Raw genomic sequence first — 16,224 nt, 5'->3', positions numbered from 1 at the left:
GCGGAATCTGTCACAACCCGGCAGTCTCGCGGCGGTTTCCCTCGCGCATTAAGTACTGTCGCGACGTGTTGCGCGGACGGGAGGACGAGACATCGGTCGTCGACCGGCTGGTGGCGGACTGCCGGGCCGGGCGCAGCGGCAGCCTGCTCCTCACCGGCGAACCCGGGATCGGCAAGACCGCGCTGCTGGAGTACGCCGCCGCGCAAGCCGGGGACCTGCGGATTCTCCGTGGAACCGGGATCGAGTCCGAAGCCCATCTCCCGTTCGCCGGCCTGCATCTCGTACTGCGCGCCGCGCTCGACCGGGCCGACGTGCTCCCGGCGCCGCAGGCACGGGCCCTGCGCGGGGCGTTCGGTCTCGCGGCGGCCGAACCGGGCGACCGGATGCTCGTCGGCCTCGCCGTGCTCTCGCTCCTCGCCGAGTTCGCCGAGGGCGGATCGGTGCTGTGCCTGGTCGACGACGCGCAGTGGCTGGACCGCGCCTCGGCCGAAGCGCTGTTGTTCGCCGCCCGGCGGCTGGACGCCGAAGGCATCGCGCTGATCATCGCCGCCCGTGACGGCTTTCTCGCGCCCGGTGTGGCCACGTTGCCGCTGGCCGGGCTCACCGCGCCCGCCGCCGCCGAGCTGCTGGCCGATCACGCCACGCCGCTGTCCCCCGCCGACCGGTATCGGGTCCTGGCCGAAGCACAAGGCAATCCGCTCGCCCTCCTCGAACTCCCCGCCGCCTTCGCCGCCGGCCGTCCCGCCGCCGGGGAAGCCCTGCCGCTCCCGGACACCGTCCAAGCGGCGTTCCTCGACCAGGTCCGGCTGCTGCCGGAACCGACCCGGCGGCTGCTGCTCGTCGCCGCCGCCGAGGACACCGGCGGTCGCGGCGTCGTACTGCGCGCCGCGACCGCTCTCGGCTGCGGGCCCGCGGACCTCGTGCCCGCCGAAACCGCGGGACTGCTCCAGGTCGACAACCGTGGTGTCCGCTTCCGTCATCCGCTCGTCCGGTCCGCGGTCTACCAAGCCGCACCGGTGAGCCTGCGTTTCGTCGTGCACACGGCGCTGGCGGAAGTGCTCGACCAGCCCGCCGACGCCGACCGTCGCGCCTGGCACCACGCGGTCGTCTCCGACGGCCCCGACGAGCAGGTGGCCGGGGAACTGGAGAGCACCGCCCTGCGTGCCGCCGCCCGCAGCGGTTACGCGGCCGCTTCCGCGGCGTACCAACGCGCCGCGGAACTGACGGGGCCCGGTCCGGACTCCGCGCGACGGCTGGTCCTCGCCGCCGAAGCCGCGGCCGAAGAAGGCGATCTCGAACGCATGGAGACCCTCGCCGGTGCGCTGGTCTCCGCCGATCCCGCCTTGACCGTCCGCGCCGACCGGGTCCGCGCGACCGCGGCGTTCCATCGTGGCGCCCTCACCACCGCGCGGCGCCTGCTCACCGAAGCCGCCCCGTCCGCCGAACCGGAAACCGCCGTCCACCTGCTGCTCGACGCGGTACACGCGGCCTGGTACCTCGGCGAACGCGAGATCGCGGACACCGTCGAACTGCTGGACGCGGCGGCGCCCGCCGCCCCCGAACCGATCGCCCACGTCGCCGGACTGCTGTCCGAAGTCGCCCGCGCCGCGATCGGCCTCCCGGTACGGCGTCCGCTCGCCGAGCGGATCGCCGACGCGCGCCGAACCGGCTTCGGCGGCCCGCACGACACGATCCTGGTCGGTGCCACCAGCCTGCAATCGGCGGGCCACGACGCCGAAGCGCATCAGGTCGCCGACGAACTGCTCGCCCAGTGCCGGAAGAACGGACAGCTCGGACGCACCCCGCCGGTGCTGCTGTGCACGGCGCGCGCGTCGGTCTTCTTCGGCCGTCATGCCGAGGCAGGCGACCAAGCGGCCGAAGCGCTGCAGCTGGCGCGGGAACTCGGCCATCGGCAATGGATCGCCGAGGCCAACGGTGTGCTGGCCTACCTCGCCGCGGCGGCCGGCGACGAGGACCGCTGCCACGCCTACGCCGACGAAGCCCTCGCCGTGCCGGAGCCCGGGACGCCGGCACCGGGCCTGTCGTGGGCGCACTGGGCGTTGGCGCTGCTCGATCTCGGGCTCGCCCGCTGGGAATCCGCGCTCACCCGGCTCACCGCCCTGCGCACCGGTCCGATGCGCCATCAGCTGCCCGGTCTGCGCGGTGTCCCGGACCTGGTCGAGGCCGCGGCCCGCCTCGGCAAACCGGATCTGGCCGCCGAACCGGTCGAGCGGCTCGTGGACTGGGCGGCGCGCGCCGACCAGCCGTGGATCTCCGCCCACGTGCTCCGGTGCCGCGCCCTGCTCGCCCCCGATTCCGCCGCGGCGGAGCTGTACGAGGAGGCCTTGCGCGGCCATCCCGGCGACCGGCCGTTCGAACGCGCGCGAACCGCGCTGCTGTACGGGGAATGGCTTCGCCGCATGCGTCGCAAGTCCGCGGCGCGGACTCACCTGCGTGAGGCGTTCGAAACCTTCCGGCGGCTCGACGCCGTCCCCTGGGCCGAACGCGCCCGCGCCGAACTCGACGCCACCGGTGAAGTCGTGGCGGAACCCGCGGCGGGCGTGCTCGCGGCACTCACTCCGCAGGAACGGAAGATCGTCCGGCTCGCGGCGCGCGGACTGTCCAATCGCGACATCGCGGCGCACCTGTTCCTCAGCGCCAGGACGGTGGGATACCACTTGTACAAGGCGTTTCCCAAGCTCGGCATCACCGCGCGCACCGAGCTACCGGCGCTGGAACTCGACTGAGTCAGTCAGGGCTCGCGCTTCCGTCGTTCGCTGGGCAAGGCGGCGGATCCGCCAGGAAATCGAGGGTGGGGACGAAAAAGAGTCCACCGGTCTTCGCGGTCGACACCTCGAGGATGCGATCCGGACGCCCCGGCGGGTCGCCGAGGATCATGCGGCTCAGCATCTCTTCGATCACGCCGGGATCGGCGGTGTAGCCGGCGAAGTACGTGCCGTACTCGCCGTGGGCGATCGATCCGAACGGCATGTTGTCACGGAGGATCTTCCGTTCCGTGCCGTCGCCGTCTTCGATCGTGGTCAGTACGACGTGCGAGTCGGCCGGTTTCACCGCGTCGGGCAGCTCGATGTCGTCGAGCATCCGGCGGCCGACGGCCAGTTCCCGTTCCTCGACCGGCATCGCGCTCCACCGGTCCAGGTCGTGCACGTACTTCTGCGCCACCAGGTACGAGCCGCCCTCGAACCCGGGATCGTCGCGGACGAGGACGGCGGCGTCCGCGATGTCACCGGTGGGGTTCTCCGTACCGTCGACGAACCCGAGCAGGTCCCGCCGGTCGAAGTAGCGGAATCCCGCCACCTCGTCGGCGACCGAGACGGCGTCGCCGAGACCGCCGACCACGCGGCGCGCGAGTTCGAAACAGGGGTACAGGCGTTTCGCGCGCAGGTGCAGGAACAAATCGCCCGGGGTGGCCGGTGCGCGGTGCCGCGGGCCTGTCACTTCTCGGAACGGGTGCAGCCGCTCCGGCCGCGGACCGGTGAACAGCCGGTCCCACGCTTCCGAACCGATTCCCACGACGCACGTCAGCGCCTCGCCAGGCAGCGGAAAACCGACCGACCGGATCATCCCGGCGAGCTCGGGCAACAGCTCACGAGTGGCCGCCTCCCCTCCCGGACGGATGGTGAGGGTGAGGAACAAGGCGCTTTCGGTCAACGGGGCGAGCACGTTCTGCGGCTCCGGCACCGATTCCTCCGATCTTCGTCCCCTGATTTCGGCCGCGCTCGACCGCGGTTCGTTCGTCGTCGTTCCGATGTTCGAAGTGTCTTATTCGCTACCGGACCGCTCGGGCGCCGGCGACGCCCCACGAGTCCGTCGCGCGGGATTGAGGCTCAAGGCCTGTGCCGCGGTCACCAATTCGGCGATCGCGCGCGGATCGGTCATCGACCGGCCGGTGAGTTCGCGGATCCGGCGCAGCCGGTACCGGACGGTGTTGGCGTGGCAATGCAGGCTCTGCGCGGCACGTTCGGTGGACCCGCCGTGGGACAGATAAGCCTGCAACGTTTCCAGGAGAAGATCACGTTCCTCGGCAGGCTGATCGAGGATCGCGCCGAGGACCTCCTCCGCCAGCCGCCCGCCCTCGTCCGGGTCGTAGGCGAGGAACGCGGCCAGCGGGCTGGGATTGAACGCGCGGACGTCCGGTTTGCCTGGCGGGATCCCGGCGAGCGCCGTCCGCGCCAGGTGGAGGGCACGCGGGGTGTCGACGAGCGACCGGTAGAGCGGGCTCACCCCCGCCCTGGTCACCGTGACCTCGCGCAGGGCGGCCAGCATGGGTTCGCGCTGTTCGTCGCGCAGGGACACCACCCCGGCCTGCAAGGTGGGGGTGAGCTGCCAGGCCGAGACGATCCCGAGGCGGCTGAGGCGCTTTTCGATCCCGACCAGGCTTTCCTCGGCCAGACCGCGGGTCTCCGCCGCCACCACCGCCAGCTTCCCGTCGAGGGACAGGCCGAGCAGTTTCCCCGCTTCCCACGGCCCGGCGTCGAAAACGCGCTGACCGGTGAACAAGGCCTCGGCCAGTGCGGAGCGGCGCCGCTGCTGGGCGACCAGCAGTTCCGCGCTCGCCGCCCGGTACGCCTCGGTGAGGAGCATCGCGTGTTCGTCGGTGACCTGCCAGAGCAGGCTCGCGACGTCGACGAGCGCGTCCATCGCACCCGGCTTGGCGTGGAGCCGGGCGTGGTTCACCAGGAGGTCCCAGAGCATCGAGCAGCCGATCCGGTAGACCTGCAGCACCTCCGGCAGCGGAGCGCCCTGGTGTGCGCGCCGGCTGCCCGTCTCGTGGGGGGCGGCCAGATCGTCGTGGGTCTCGGTTCCGGCGAGCGCGTTCACCATGAAGCGCATGTTGACCGCGATGGAGCGATGCAGGTCTTCGCGCGGCACCATCTTCTCGTCCCGGTACAGCGCGATGCGATCGCAGGTGGCGGCGTACACGTCGTCGATCAGGCGGGGCAGCCTGGGCTCGACCCAGGCCACGAGCTCGGCGAGGGCGGCGTCCTGCATTTCAAGGATGCTACGTGGCGCCCCGTCCACGGCGCACCCTCCCGGGCCGCGATCACGAATTGGTCGTACCGGGATCACGGCCTACCGCTTTCGCCATAACGCACTCCCCTGAATCGACGATTCGCCGATCGGTCTACGGAAGGGGCGTGCCCCGCGTCAAGGCGAACGGCTCGTGTCCCGATTCTTTCCTGGGCGTATGTGGCGTCCCACAAAGAACTTTGTCGCGGGCCACACCGAACGGTCCCGAAACCTGTCACTTCCGCCGCCGATGAGGAAAACCCACACGATTGTGTGTTTTCATCGACACCGGAGACCCCGCCCTTCCGCCGGGGCGCGGTCCATGGTCGGATGATCCGGAAAACGGTGCGGAACAGGAGTGTGGACGATGAGCGATCAGGAACAGCCGCCGGAGTTCAAGCCCTACCACCATCCGGCCGCCGGGTGGGGAGCGGCGAAGAGTGTCACCGGGTTCCTGATCCGCGAAGGCGAGCTCATGGCGGGCCCGCGCGCGATTCTGAAGATGAATCACGAGAACGGCGGTTTCGACTGCCCCGGCTGTGCGTGGCCCGACGACACCAAGGGCCTGCATCTGGACATCTGCGAAAACGGAATCAAACACGTCACCTGGGAAATGACCAGGAAAAGGGTCGGCCGGGAATTCTTCGCCGCCCATACGGTGAGCGAATTGTCGGAATGGAGCGATACCGAACTGGAGAGCCAGGGTCGGCTGACCGAGCCGATGCGGTACGACGCGGCCACCGACCGATACGTCCCGATTTCCTGGCCCGAGGCCTTCGCTCTCGTGGGCGATACGCTGCGCGGCCTCGACAGTCCCGATCAGGCGGCGTATTACACCTCGGGAAGGCTCGGGAACGAAGCGACCTTCTTGTACCAGCTCATGGCCCGCGAACTGGGGACGAACAACCTTCCGGACTGCTCCAACATGTGCCACGAGGCGAGCGGCCGCGCCCTCCAGGCCGCGTTGGGCACCGGGAAGGGCACCGTCGACCTCAAGGACTGGGAACACGCCGACGCCCTATTTATCCTCGGCGTCAACGCCGCCTCCAACGCGCCCAGGATGCTCACCGCACTCGCGGAGGCCTACCGCCGGGGCGCGCAGATCGTGCACGTCAACCCGCTGATCGAGGCCGCCGCGACGCGGACCATCATCCCCCACGATTTCGCCAGGATGGCGACGTTCCGCGCCACGCGCACGGGAACGCTGAACCTGCAACCGCGTATCGGCGGCGACATGGCGCTAATCCGCGGGATGGCGAAGGCCACGATGGAGCAGGCCACCACGGATCCGGGCGCCCTCGACCTGACCTTCATCGAACGCCACACCACCGGTTTCGAGGAGTACCGCGCCCTCTGCGAGGCGACCTCGTGGGAGGAGATCGAGCACCAGTCGGGCGTCTCCGTCGCCGACATCCGCGCCGCGGCCCGGATCTACCGCGCCGCCGACCGCAGCATCGCCAGCTGGTGCCTGGGCGTCACCCAGCACGAGCACGGCGTCGACACCGTCCGCGAGATCGTCAACCTGTTGCTGCTGCGGGGAAACCTGGGCCGCGAGGGTGCGGGGCCGTCACCGGTCCGAGGGCACAGCAACGTCCAGGGGAACCGCACCTGCGGTATCGATCACCGCCCGGACGCCGCCTTCCTCGACCGGCTCGGCGAGGTCTGCGGTATCACCCCGCCCCGGCACCACGGTCTCGACACGGTCGGCACCATCGAAGCGATGCACCGCGGCGACGTGACCGTTTTCGTCGGTATGGGCGGCAATTTCGTCCTGGCCGCGCCGGACACTCCCTACACGTCGGCCGCGCTGCGCAAATGCGCGCTGACGGTGCAGGTCAGCACGAAACTCAACCGGAGCCATCTGGTCCACGGCGAGCAGGCGCTGATCCTGCCGTGTCTGGGCCGCACCGAGAAGGACGAACAGCGCGCCGGCGTGCAGGCCACCTCGGTCGAGGACGCGATGAGCATGGTCCACCTGTCCACCGGTATGAAGCGGCCCGCTTCCGCACACCTGCTCTCGGAACCGGCGATCATCGCCGGGATGGCCCGCGCGGCACTGCCGGACAGCGCGACGCCGTGGGAAGCCTACGTCGAGGACTACGACCGGATCCGCGACACGATGTCGCAGGTCCTCGACGGCTTCGAGGACTTCAACCGGCGGGTCCGGCAGCCACTGGGCTTCCGCATCCGCCAGCCCGCCAGGGAACTGGTGTTCCACACCGCTTCCGGACGCGCGGAGTTCTCCACCGCCGCGCTGCCGGACGTCATCCCGGCAACCGGCACGCTCGCGCTGGGCACCATGCGCTCCCACGACCAGTGGAACACCACGATCTACTCGGACAACGACCGCTATCGCGGGGTCAAGAACCTGCGCACGCTCATCTTCATGAACGCCGAGGACATGCGCGAGCGCGGCCTCGCGGAGTTCGACGAGGCCGACATCACCAGCATCGCCAAGGACGGCACCACGCGGATTCTCCAGCGCTACAAGGTGATCCCGTACGACATCCCCCGCGGCTGCGCGGCGGGCTACATGCCGGAAATGAACGTCCTGTGCGCCATCGGCGACTACAGCACCCAGAGCGATCAGCCGATCATGAAGCATCTCAAGGTCACGGTCGAACGGTCGGCCTAGCGCACGGGCCGCGGACGAAGACCGCCGCCGCGATTCCGGCGACGACCCCGATCAGGGTGTCGAGCACCCGGTCGGTGAGGAGCGTCAGCGGTTCGGCCGGAGCGGCCAGCTCCGTCATCACCATGATCAGCGGCGTGAAGAACCCCAGTGCCAGTCCGTAGTGGCGGGACATGAACAGTTCGGTCGGGAACAGGAGCACGATCACCGACAAGGCCAGCAGCGTTCCGCCGAGATCGGGAAGAAGCAGCAGCGCGGTGACGCCGAGTCCGGCGAACGTGCCCAGGACCCGATGGACGCTGCGGTGGACGACACTGCGGACCCCGGGATGGAGCCGGTTGCGCACATCGACGGCGGCCAGCGGCACCGCCGCGGAGGCCATCGCCCAGTTCGCGTGCTCGACGCCCAGCAGCAGGCCGCAGAAGCCCGCCGCCGAGATCGCCAGCACGTAGCGGGCGGCGTGGACCAGAGCACACGACCTTCGGCGCCCTCGTGCGCAGTCCTCCGGACCACACGTCACTCCCGGCGGCGGAACCGCCTGCCTGCCACCAGGTCCCTTCGGGCCGGTCAGTCCGATGAGGACACAGAACACGGCCGTCCCGGCACAGATCGCCAACCCCGCCGGATCGGCGGGAACGAGGGCGATGGCACCCAGGGCGAAGATCCCGAAGAACGGTCCCCGAGGAACGAGGTCGAGCCGGTTCGCCACCAGCGCGCCCGCGAACGCGAAAGCCGACTCGGTGACCACCAGGACCCACGGCCGGGCGTGGCAGGCGGAGAGGAGTGTCCCGAACGCGACGCCGGTCAGCAGGATCGCTCCCCCTTGCGCCTGATGACGAAGGCGCGGTCCCCGGCATTCGGCCCGCCCGTACATCCCGGTGAACGAACCGAAGGCGGCGAAGATGATCAGCTCCGGCCGCCCGGCGAAGAGCAGTGCCAATCCCGGGACGAGCAGGCCCGCCGCCACCCGGCAGGCGTGGAGCCAGTCGCCCTCCGCGAAACCGAGCCCGGACGGCAGACGTGCCGATGGCCGGGCAGTGCGCAAGGACGAGCTCCTTTCGGATCCGGAATCCAGTCTGCCGGAAGACCTATCCGGAAGTCTCGCCGGAATGCTGTGGAGTGCCACGACATTCTTTGTCTCTGTCCACTGTGGTGCGCCGCGCTCGTTCGTCGTCCACCCGGGCCGCGGCGATCGGGCGACGGACGCCCGGGCCGGAGCACCTTCCGATCACCTCGCGCACCATCGGCACCTTGGGCGTCTGCGCCTGGAGATATGCCTCTCGCAGACCTACGCGGGCGCGGTGGGCCAGCGCGGCGACGCCGTTCGGCGACACGCCCAGGACCGGCGCCAACTCGGCCGGAGTGCGTCCTTCGGCGACGGTGCTCCACAGCACGGCGCGCCACCGCACGGGCAACGTGCGAAAAGCCGACCGGAGCAGCTGATCGGTCGACGCTCGCAGGGCCGGCCCGTCGGCTCCTTCGGCCGCCTCCGTCGCCGGGACCACCGCGTGGGGCTGGACCCGCAGGCGGTGACGGTTCCACCGGGCGGCGAGGTTGCGCATCGTGACGACCAGATACGGCCGCAACTCGTCGCGCGGTCCGCCGCCGTCGCGAACCGCGGCCAGCACACGCGCGAACGCTTCGGCCACGAGATCGTCCTGCTCGGCGGGCTGGCGGACCCAGCACGCGGCGATCCGCCGCAGCGGGCCGGAATGCCGCCGGAACAGCAGGTCGCCCGCACCGAGATCGCCGTCCCGGAGCCTGCCGAGCAGCAGCGCGTCCGGCGGAGAGTCGTCCACGGCATCCCACCTCGCATTCTCCAGATTCCGGTTGGCCGGCAAGGGATTTGCCGCACACGTTGCCCACGGCGCGAGTTCGCGTGCACCCTTCGCCACGGATTGGCACACAAAGTAACAGATACAACGACGTAACCCTTACCCGTGACGGTATGCTTCCCGGGATGTCCTCCTCCTCAGCGACCACACGCCCCGGCGATGGCCGCGCGACCCGCTGGGCAGGACAACGTGAGCGACGCCGTCGCGAGTTCGTCGAGGCGGCCCTTCGCGCGATCGCCGAGCACGGACCTCAAGCCTCGACCGCGCACATCGCCGTCGAAGCCGGTATCGCCCGGCCACTGTTGTACAAGCATTTCGACGGCGCGACGGACCTGCAGCGGGCCATCGCGGACGAAGCCGCGCGACGGCTCACCACCGCGCTGCGACCGCTGTGGGAACAACGGGGAAGCGCGATGCGGATGATCACGCTGGCGGTCGACGCGCATACCGGCTGGCTCGCCGAGAACGGCAATCTCTACCGCTACCTGAACTCGCGGTCCCACGGCGGACGGGACGCGGTCGCCGACGTCAGGACCGTCCTCGCGCGACAGCTGACCCACTTGTTCGAGCACTACCTGAAGACGTTCGAAATGGACCCGCGGATCGCCGAAACCGTCGCGTTCGGCGTGGTGGGCCTCGTCGACTCCTGCGCCGCGCAATGGCTCGAAAACCCCCACGGCGTAACGAGAGCCGAGCTGGCCGCGCAGCTCACCCGCTGGATATGGCGCCTGCTCGACGACACGCTCCGAACGGGCGGTGTCGAACTCGATCCCCACGTGACGCTACCGCCGCCTCCCGCACTCTGATCGCCGCCTTCACCGCCGGCCCGGCGTGGTCGGCCCTTGACCTCTTCTATTCCACAAGTTATATATGACTCATGTCATATTTTCGGCGGGACCGTGCGCTCGTGCTCGGGGCGGGGGTCGCCGGTCTCGTGGCCGCACGGGTCCTGTCCGAGCACTACGCCGAGGTGGTCGTGGTCGAGCGGGACGAACTCCCGGACCGGCCGGAGCATCGGCGCTTCGTCCCGCAGTCGCATCACGCGCACGGCCTGCTGGGCTCCGGCCGCCGGGTACTGGTGGGGCTGTTCCCCGGTCTGTCCGCGGAGCTGGCCGCCCGTGGCGCGCTCACTCCGGGGTCCGGCGACCCCGCGATGGGCGACCGTTCGCTCTTCCTCGTCCGCGGCGGGACGACCATCCGGATACCGGCGTGGTGGAGCGGAGGCTTCGGCGCGAGCCGGATCCTGATCGAGCACGCGATCCGCGACCACGTCCGGGCGTTGGCGAACGTGACGATCCTGGACCGGACACCCGCAACCGGGCTGACGACCGACCGGGCCCGCCGACGGGTCACCGGCATCCGGACGCCCGACGAGGAACTCGGCGCCGACCTGGTCGTCGACGCCTCGGGCCGCGGCTCACCGCTGCCGGAGTGGCTCGAACGGATCGGGTACCGGCCAGCACCGGAATCGATCGTCCACTCCGACGTCCGCTACGTCAGCGTCGTCACCGAACCCGATCCGTCCTTCGATCCCGAATGGCTGGCCATCCTGGGCGGCCAGGCCGAATCCGGCTCCTCAGTCGGCGGTGTGGTCCTGCGTATCGAGCACGGCCTGCTGCACATCTCGTTCGGCTCGGTCGCCCGCGACGAACCCGTACCGTCGGATCTCGCCGGGTTGCGGGACTTCGCCGATCGCTTCACCGCGCCCGTGGTGGCCGAGGCACTTCGCCGGTCGGCACCGGCAGGCCCGATCCGGGCCTTCCGCGTGCGCAGCAACACCCGGCGCCACTACGACCAGGCTCGCGAACTGCCCGGTGGCGTCATCGCGCTCGGCGACGCCGCCAGCGCGGCGAATCCCATCTACGGCCAGGGAATGAGCGTGGCGGCGCTGTCCGCGGCCGCGCTCGGCCGGGCGCTCGCCGCCGGGGACGACGCGGGGCTGGAAAGGCGGGCGGCACGGGCCATCGCCGCCACCTCCGCCGAAGCCTGGCGCCTCGCGCTCGGAGAGGACATCCGCTACGGATGCCGCACCGAAGGAGTCCGGTCACCCTGGACGGCCAGGTTCGGCGAGGGTTATCGCAACCGCCTGGAACGAGCGGCGGCGCTGGATCCCGAAGTGGCGGCGGCCTTCAACGACGTGCTCAATCTCCACCGGCCGTTGTCGTCGCTCGGCTCCCCGCGGATCGTCCGGCGGGTGCTGAGGCCGTTGCGCGACCGCGATCCCGGTCCCCTGTCCGCGACCGTCGCCGCCGTCCTCGGCGCCGGTTGAATCCGTCCGACGAGGAGCCCGCCCATGTTCCGTCCGCAGTTCGTCGACGTCGACGACGTCTTGCTCCACGTCGAGACCGACGGCCCCGAAGACGGCCCTGCCGCGCTGTTCCTCCACGGCTGGCCCGATCTGTGGTTCACCTTCGAGCCGCAGATGACCGCGCTCGCCGAGCAGGGGTACCGGGTACTCGCGCCGGACCAGCGCGGCTACGGCCTGTCGTCCAAGCCCGCCACCGTCGCCGACTACGCGATGCCCAAGCTGGCCGAGGACATCGTCCTGCTCATCGAGCGGCAAGACGCGGCACCGGTGCATCTGGTCGGGCACGACTGGGGCGGGGCCGTCGCCTGGGCGGTGGCGAGCGAACGACCGGAGCTGGTCCGATCGCTGACCATCGTCAACTGCCCGCACCCGCAGGTGTTCGCCGATTCGTTGCGACGCAAGCCTTCCCAGCTGCTGCGGAGCTGGTACATGGTGGCGTTCCAAATCCCCGGACTCGCCGAGGCGATCCTCGGCGCCCGCAACGGCGCGATGCTGGCGGCGATGCTCGAACACGGCGCCCACCTCGACGACGCCGACCTCGACCGGCACCGCGCCGTCTGGCGCCATCCCGGCACGATCCAACGCCCGCTCTTCTGGTACCGCGCGATGTTCCGGTCGATGCTGACGTCGCTTCGCGCCGCGGATCCCGTGACGGTGCGCGTGCCCACGCAGATCATCTGGGGCCGCCGTGACGGCGCGCTCGGCAAGCACCTCGCCGAACCCAGTGCGGCGCGGTGCGAGCAGGCCGAGCTGCACTGGCTCGACACCAGGCATTGGCCGCATCGCGAACAGCCCCGGCGCGTCACCGAACTCCTCTCCGCCTGGTTCGCACGGCACGCCGAGCGGGTCTGACCGATTGCTATCCTCCGGGTTTCCCGCCGAGAGGAGCCCGATGCTCAGATTCGCCCTGCTGGGCTTCCTGCTCCGGCAACCGATGACCGGCTACGACCTGGCCACCGCGATCCGCTCCAGCATCCACTTCGTCTGGCCCGCCCAGCTCAGCCAGATCTACCGCACGCTGGGCCAGCTCGAGGACAACGGCCTGGTCGTGTCCGAAGTGGAGCCACAGCAGAGCAGGCCGGACCGCCGCGTGTACACGATCACCGACGCCGGGCGGGCGGCGTTCGATTCCTGGCAGAACGAGCTGGTCACCGAACTCGACCCCGTCCGCGTGCCCTTCATGGTCCGCTTCTTCTTCGCCGGCTCCCGTTCGCCGGAAGACACCATGACCCAGCTCCGGGTCATGCGCGACCTCCACGTGAAGGACCACGAGCGGCTCGCCGTCGAAATGCCGGAACGGATCGCCGCGGCCACCGCCCTCCCCGGCGGCAACGAACTCGACCCGCTCGTCTGGGACTCGGTCCGCCGGGCCGGCGAGATGATGGCCCAGACCTGGGTCGCCTGGATCGACGAAACCATCGAGCGGCTGCAGGCGGCCGCCCGCGACTGAGCGACGAAGCGGGTCTCCGCGGCCACGGAGACCCGCTTCCTCAGGGACTCACCAGCTCACGCTGAACTCGGCCGTGGCCCCGCTGCCGGTTTTCGTCAATCGACCGATCCGGCTCCGTCGTTCCGGAGAAGGATCCTCCTGCGGCAACGGGCTGGCGTCGGTGATGTAGTTCCACGAGGCCCACCACGATCCGTCAGGCGCCTGGAAGGCGTTGAACGCGCCTGGACCTCGTTTGTTGCCCGGCAGGTTCTTCTTGCGGAACTTCTCCGGCAGTCCCGGCCGGAACCGCGGTTCGCCGTCCGGGTCGGGCTCGTAGGAGAAGTACGCGCGCCGCTCGGCCATCGGGGTGCACCGGTTGTCCGTCAGCGCGGTTCCGCAGTGGGCGACGCCGGTGGAGTACCGGTTCGCGTACCAGTTGTTCCCCGAGTAGAAGAGGTACCAGTCCCCGTCGATGCGGACGGCGTTGGGATTCTCGATCGTGAGGACGTCGTCGGACGGGCTGTTGTGGTGCGTCCACTCGAGGTTCGCGTTGTCGATGAGCTTCTTCGCGTCGGCTTCCGCTATCCGCCGCACGTGGCGGGACCGGTCGAAGTCCAGTTTGGCGGCACCGAGGGCGGTGACGCGGTCTTGCGTCCAGGCGCCGTTGCGCAGGGTCAGCCAGACCTCGCCCTGTCCCCTGCTCACGTCGGCGTCGATCGCCCAGCCGCGATCCGGGCAGAACAGCGGATCCGCGTTGGCGACGAACCCGCCCGTGGCCCGCAACGAGGTCGCGTAGCCGATACAGTGTTTGGCCTGCCCGGCGGGCTCGGAACCGGGCAGCGCCGCGCTGTAGAAGACGTAGTAGACGACGCGGCCGTCCTCCTGATGCGCGAACAATGCCGGTGTCCACAGTGGAGAGTCCGGTCTCGCCCAATAGCCCGCGGGGAACGTGACGCCGTCCCAGGCGTCGCCGTCGACGGCGCCTCGGCGCTGGAAGGTTCCGCCGGTGAACTCGACCTTCGTATACGGAAGCTTCTTGCCGGGGACGCTCGCGCCGACCGCGACGTAGGTGTTCGTCTCCGGGATCCGCATCAGATCCGCCGCCGGGAAGCGGAAGTCCAGCGACTCGTCGCGGGGCCCGGTTTCGGCGCTGGCGCTCGGCCCGGCCGTCAGGAGACTGACGCCGCACAGGACGGCGATCAGGGCGCGCCGCATCAGCGGGTCACCGTCACGCGGGCGCGCACCGGCCGGTGGTCGCTCCCGTAGCCGCCGAGGGCGTCCACAGCGGACCCGGTCGAGTCCTTCTTGGCCCACACGTGGTCGATGGCCCTGCCGTCGTGGCTCGGCGCGCTGTAGGAGTCGGCCACGCGCCGCAGCCCGGTCATCAGCTCCGAACCCGGCTCGGCGTTGAAGTCCCCCATGACGATCGGCTCGGCCGCCCGCGACGAGAACCAGTCCGCGGTGTTGCGGACCTGCAGGTTGTGCAGTTCGCGGTTGAGCTCGAACCGTTGCGCGGACGGGGTCAGGTGCACGACGCCGACGACCCACTCGAAGCCCGCGCCTCCGACCCGCACCCAGTTGACGTACTTGGGCGGCACCCAGCAGCCGCAGTCACCGGGTTCGGCGGGGCCGGTACCGGGCGTGGAGGGGTCCACTTTGGACGCGGGTGAGATCTCGCCCGCGCCGTGGCCGGTGATGGTCATGTTGCCGCGCACCAGGATGGCGTTGTGCTTGATCGCGCGTCGATCCGTCTCGTAGATGGCGACATAGCCCGTCGCCGCCGCGGCCTCCCGCACGACGTCCTCGCGGTCGGCGACCTCCTGCAGTCCCAGGACGGCGGGACGTTCGGTCTCGATGAGACGGACGAGGTCGGCCTTGAGCCCGCCCGCGTCGCCCACGTTGTAGGTGACGACCTTGATCGTGCGTTCGGTCGCCGCCTCCGCGCTCGGCACCGCGACGAGCGTGGCGAGCGGAACGAGCAGTGCCAGCGCGAAAGCCTTGCGCCTCGAATGCTTCATGGAATTCCCTCCAGTGTCGATGACGGAGGGAATCGGACCATCGGCCGCCCGCCACGGGCAACGACGAGCGCGATGCCGTCATCTTCCGGAAAGAATTGACCCGATCACTGAGGCGACGGGTTCTCCCAGACGAAGGTGACCTTGTTGCCCGCCGGATCCACGATCTCCGTCAATTTGACGAAGCCGAAGTCCTGGACCGGGCCGCATTCCACGCCGCGCTCCGCGAGGTCGCCGACGGTCTCGTCGATGTCTTCGACGCCGATGACCACGGTGCTCTTGCCCGCGGGTTCCGGGTCGTGGGCGACCTGGATGCCCGCGCTCCCGGCGATCAGCCACTCCGCGACGCCTTCCATGGGTTCGGTGTCGGGTCGCCGCCCGATCCACCGCTCGTACCAGGCGACCGCGGCGGCATGGTCCGAAACCGGCAGAACAGCGTAGACATCCTTGAACCTCGGCACAGCAGGTCGTCCTTCCACTCGGGATCGCCGACCACTGTAGGCCGTTTTGTCCGAGTTCGCCTCGGCTTTACAAGGTCGCCTTTACCCTGCTCCCGTGACCGGCAGAAGGACAGTGAGGATGACCGCGCGGCTTTTCGCCGTGCTGGCCGTGCTCACCGCCGTCGCCCTCCTGCAGGGCGCGTTGTGCAGTGACGGCGCCGCGGCGGCCGGCTCACCCTGCGCTCCCCTCTTCGCCGCGGAAGCGAACCACGTCACCGGTCCGGCCGGCGAATGCGATCCGGCGACGTCCCTGCTCAGCCCGGTGGAGCAGCCCGTTCCGGACGGCCACCTCGACGACCTGACGGGTATCGGCGTGGCGCTGCTCGCCGTGCTCTTCCTCCTCGTCCGGCAGCATCGACGCCGTGAGGCGGCAGTGCCGCCGACCTCACCCGCGAGGTCTTCTTCGCGCACTCCACCCCTTGTCCTGCTCTGCGTTTCCCGTACCTGATCCGGCGTCGCCCCCTGCCGTTTTCA

At 70.0% G+C, this 16,224-nt stretch carries 14 protein-coding genes; 7 read left to right on the top strand and 7 right to left on the bottom strand.

Features of this window, described 5'->3' with window-relative positions:
- Nucleotides 1-65: 65 nt before the first annotated feature.
- Entirely contained in the window at nt 66-2,747 is a 2,682-nt protein-coding gene (locus tag ED92_RS12430; RefSeq protein WP_037337142.1) for an AAA family ATPase, read from the top strand.
- 1 nt (nt 2,748) lies between these two features.
- Here the strand turns inward: ED92_RS12430 and ED92_RS12425 are convergent, their stop codons facing one another.
- Together ED92_RS12425 and ED92_RS12420 are read right to left on the bottom strand one after the other, a co-directional pair.
- A complete protein-coding gene (locus ED92_RS12425) occupies nt 2,749-3,702 on the bottom strand; it encodes a Dyp-type peroxidase (RefSeq protein WP_037337141.1) in 954 nt (317 codons plus the stop codon).
- A gap of 81 nt (nt 3,703-3,783) precedes the next feature.
- Nucleotides 3,784-5,013, bottom strand: a complete 1,230-nt coding sequence (locus tag ED92_RS12420) for a CdaR family transcriptional regulator (protein WP_052120509.1) — start codon at nt 5,011-5,013, stop codon at nt 3,784-3,786.
- Nucleotides 5,014-5,398: 385 nt separating this feature from the next.
- Between ED92_RS12420 and ED92_RS12415 the strand changes: the two genes are divergently transcribed.
- Complete coding sequence (locus ED92_RS12415) at nt 5,399-7,666, top strand: FdhF/YdeP family oxidoreductase (RefSeq protein WP_037337140.1); 2,268 nt, start codon at nt 5,399-5,401, stop codon at nt 7,664-7,666.
- Here the strand turns inward: ED92_RS12415 and ED92_RS12410 are convergent.
- A complete protein-coding gene (locus tag ED92_RS12410) occupies nt 7,644-8,708 on the bottom strand; it encodes an FUSC family protein (RefSeq protein ID WP_052120506.1) in 1,065 nt (354 codons plus the stop codon). The genes ED92_RS12415 and ED92_RS12410 overlap by 23 nt on opposite strands.
- Nucleotides 8,709-8,751: 43 nt before the next feature.
- Nucleotides 8,752-9,462 (bottom strand): RNA polymerase sigma factor, encoded by a 711-nt coding sequence (locus ED92_RS12405; RefSeq protein WP_052120504.1) that lies wholly within the window; start codon nt 9,460-9,462, stop codon nt 8,752-8,754.
- Nucleotides 9,463-9,623: 161 nt separating this feature from the next.
- Here ED92_RS12405 and ED92_RS12400 point away from each other — a divergent pair, with 161 nt between their 5' ends.
- The 4 genes from ED92_RS12400 to ED92_RS41355 all read left to right on the top strand — a co-directional run bounded on the left by ED92_RS12400 (nt 9,624) and on the right by ED92_RS41355 (nt 13,256).
- Nucleotides 9,624-10,304, top strand: a complete 681-nt coding sequence (locus ED92_RS12400) for a TetR/AcrR family transcriptional regulator (RefSeq protein ID WP_037337139.1) — start codon at nt 9,624-9,626, stop codon at nt 10,302-10,304.
- A 71-nt stretch (nt 10,305-10,375) separates the two neighbouring features.
- On the top strand, nt 10,376-11,767 hold the full coding sequence (locus tag ED92_RS12395; RefSeq protein ID WP_063777580.1) for an FAD-dependent monooxygenase: 1,392 nt from the start codon (nt 10,376-10,378) through the stop codon (nt 11,765-11,767).
- A 24-nt stretch (nt 11,768-11,791) separates the two neighbouring features.
- Entirely contained in the window at nt 11,792-12,658 is an 867-nt protein-coding gene (locus ED92_RS12390) for an alpha/beta fold hydrolase (protein WP_037337138.1), read from the top strand.
- A 40-nt stretch (nt 12,659-12,698) separates the two neighbouring features.
- Entirely contained in the window at nt 12,699-13,256 is a 558-nt protein-coding gene (locus ED92_RS41355; protein ID WP_052120501.1) for a PadR family transcriptional regulator, read from the top strand.
- 48 nt (nt 13,257-13,304) lie between these two features.
- On the opposite strand, the gene ED92_RS12380 is transcribed toward ED92_RS41355, so the two are convergent.
- The 3 genes from ED92_RS12380 to ED92_RS12370 form a co-directional block, all read right to left on the bottom strand.
- Nucleotides 13,305-14,450, bottom strand: a complete 1,146-nt coding sequence (locus tag ED92_RS12380) for a family 43 glycosylhydrolase (RefSeq protein WP_037337137.1) — start codon at nt 14,448-14,450, stop codon at nt 13,305-13,307.
- Nucleotides 14,450-15,253, bottom strand: a complete 804-nt coding sequence (locus ED92_RS12375; protein ID WP_037337135.1) for an endonuclease/exonuclease/phosphatase family protein — start codon at nt 15,251-15,253, stop codon at nt 14,450-14,452. The genes ED92_RS12380 and ED92_RS12375 overlap by 1 nt, the downstream gene beginning before the upstream one ends.
- Before the next feature lie 104 nt (nt 15,254-15,357).
- Nucleotides 15,358-15,711 carry a VOC family protein gene (locus tag ED92_RS12370; RefSeq protein ID WP_037337133.1) on the bottom strand — a complete coding sequence of 118 codons (354 nt, stop codon included), beginning with the start codon at nt 15,709-15,711 and terminating at the stop codon, nt 15,358-15,360.
- Between the two features lie 118 nt (nt 15,712-15,829).
- On the opposite strand from ED92_RS12370, the gene ED92_RS12365 reads away from it, so the two are divergent.
- The gene (locus ED92_RS12365) at nt 15,830-16,198 is read left to right on the top strand and encodes a hypothetical protein (RefSeq protein WP_037337131.1); all 369 of its coding nucleotides are present in this window, start codon (nt 15,830-15,832) and stop codon (nt 16,196-16,198) included.
- Nucleotides 16,199-16,224 lie beyond the last annotated feature (26 nt).

It is taken from the genome of Amycolatopsis sp. MJM2582 (assembly GCF_000754115.1).
Taxonomy (GTDB): Bacteria; Actinomycetota; Actinomycetes; order Mycobacteriales; family Pseudonocardiaceae; genus Amycolatopsis; species Amycolatopsis japonica.
Note: the sequence above shows the minus strand (reverse complement) of the source record. Positions and strands in the feature narration are given on the sequence as shown.

What these genes read in the sequence shown, in the direction of transcription:
- ED92_RS12415 (WP_037337140.1), top strand. Translation starts at nt 5,399, where the DNA reads ATGAGCGATCAGGAACAGCCGCCGGAGTTCAAGCCCTACCACCATCCG.
- ED92_RS12390 (WP_037337138.1), top strand. Translation starts at nt 11,792, where the DNA reads ATGTTCCGTCCGCAGTTCGTCGACGTCGACGACGTCTTGCTCCACGTC.
- ED92_RS12365 (WP_037337131.1), top strand. Translation starts at nt 15,830, where the DNA reads ATGACCGCGCGGCTTTTCGCCGTGCTGGCCGTGCTCACCGCCGTCGCC.
- ED92_RS41355 (WP_052120501.1), top strand. Translation starts at nt 12,699, where the DNA reads ATGCTCAGATTCGCCCTGCTGGGCTTCCTGCTCCGGCAACCGATGACC.
- ED92_RS12380 (WP_037337137.1), bottom strand. Translation starts at nt 14,450, where the DNA reads ATGCGGCGCGCCCTGATCGCCGTCCTGTGCGGCGTCAGTCTCCTGACG.
- ED92_RS12400 (WP_037337139.1), top strand. Translation starts at nt 9,624, where the DNA reads ATGTCCTCCTCCTCAGCGACCACACGCCCCGGCGATGGCCGCGCGACC.
- ED92_RS12420 (WP_052120509.1), bottom strand. Translation starts at nt 5,013, where the DNA reads ATGCAGGACGCCGCCCTCGCCGAGCTCGTGGCCTGGGTCGAGCCCAGG.
- ED92_RS12395 (WP_063777580.1), top strand. Translation starts at nt 10,376, where the DNA reads ATGTCATATTTTCGGCGGGACCGTGCGCTCGTGCTCGGGGCGGGGGTC.
- ED92_RS12375 (WP_037337135.1), bottom strand. Translation starts at nt 15,253, where the DNA reads ATGAAGCATTCGAGGCGCAAGGCTTTCGCGCTGGCACTGCTCGTTCCG.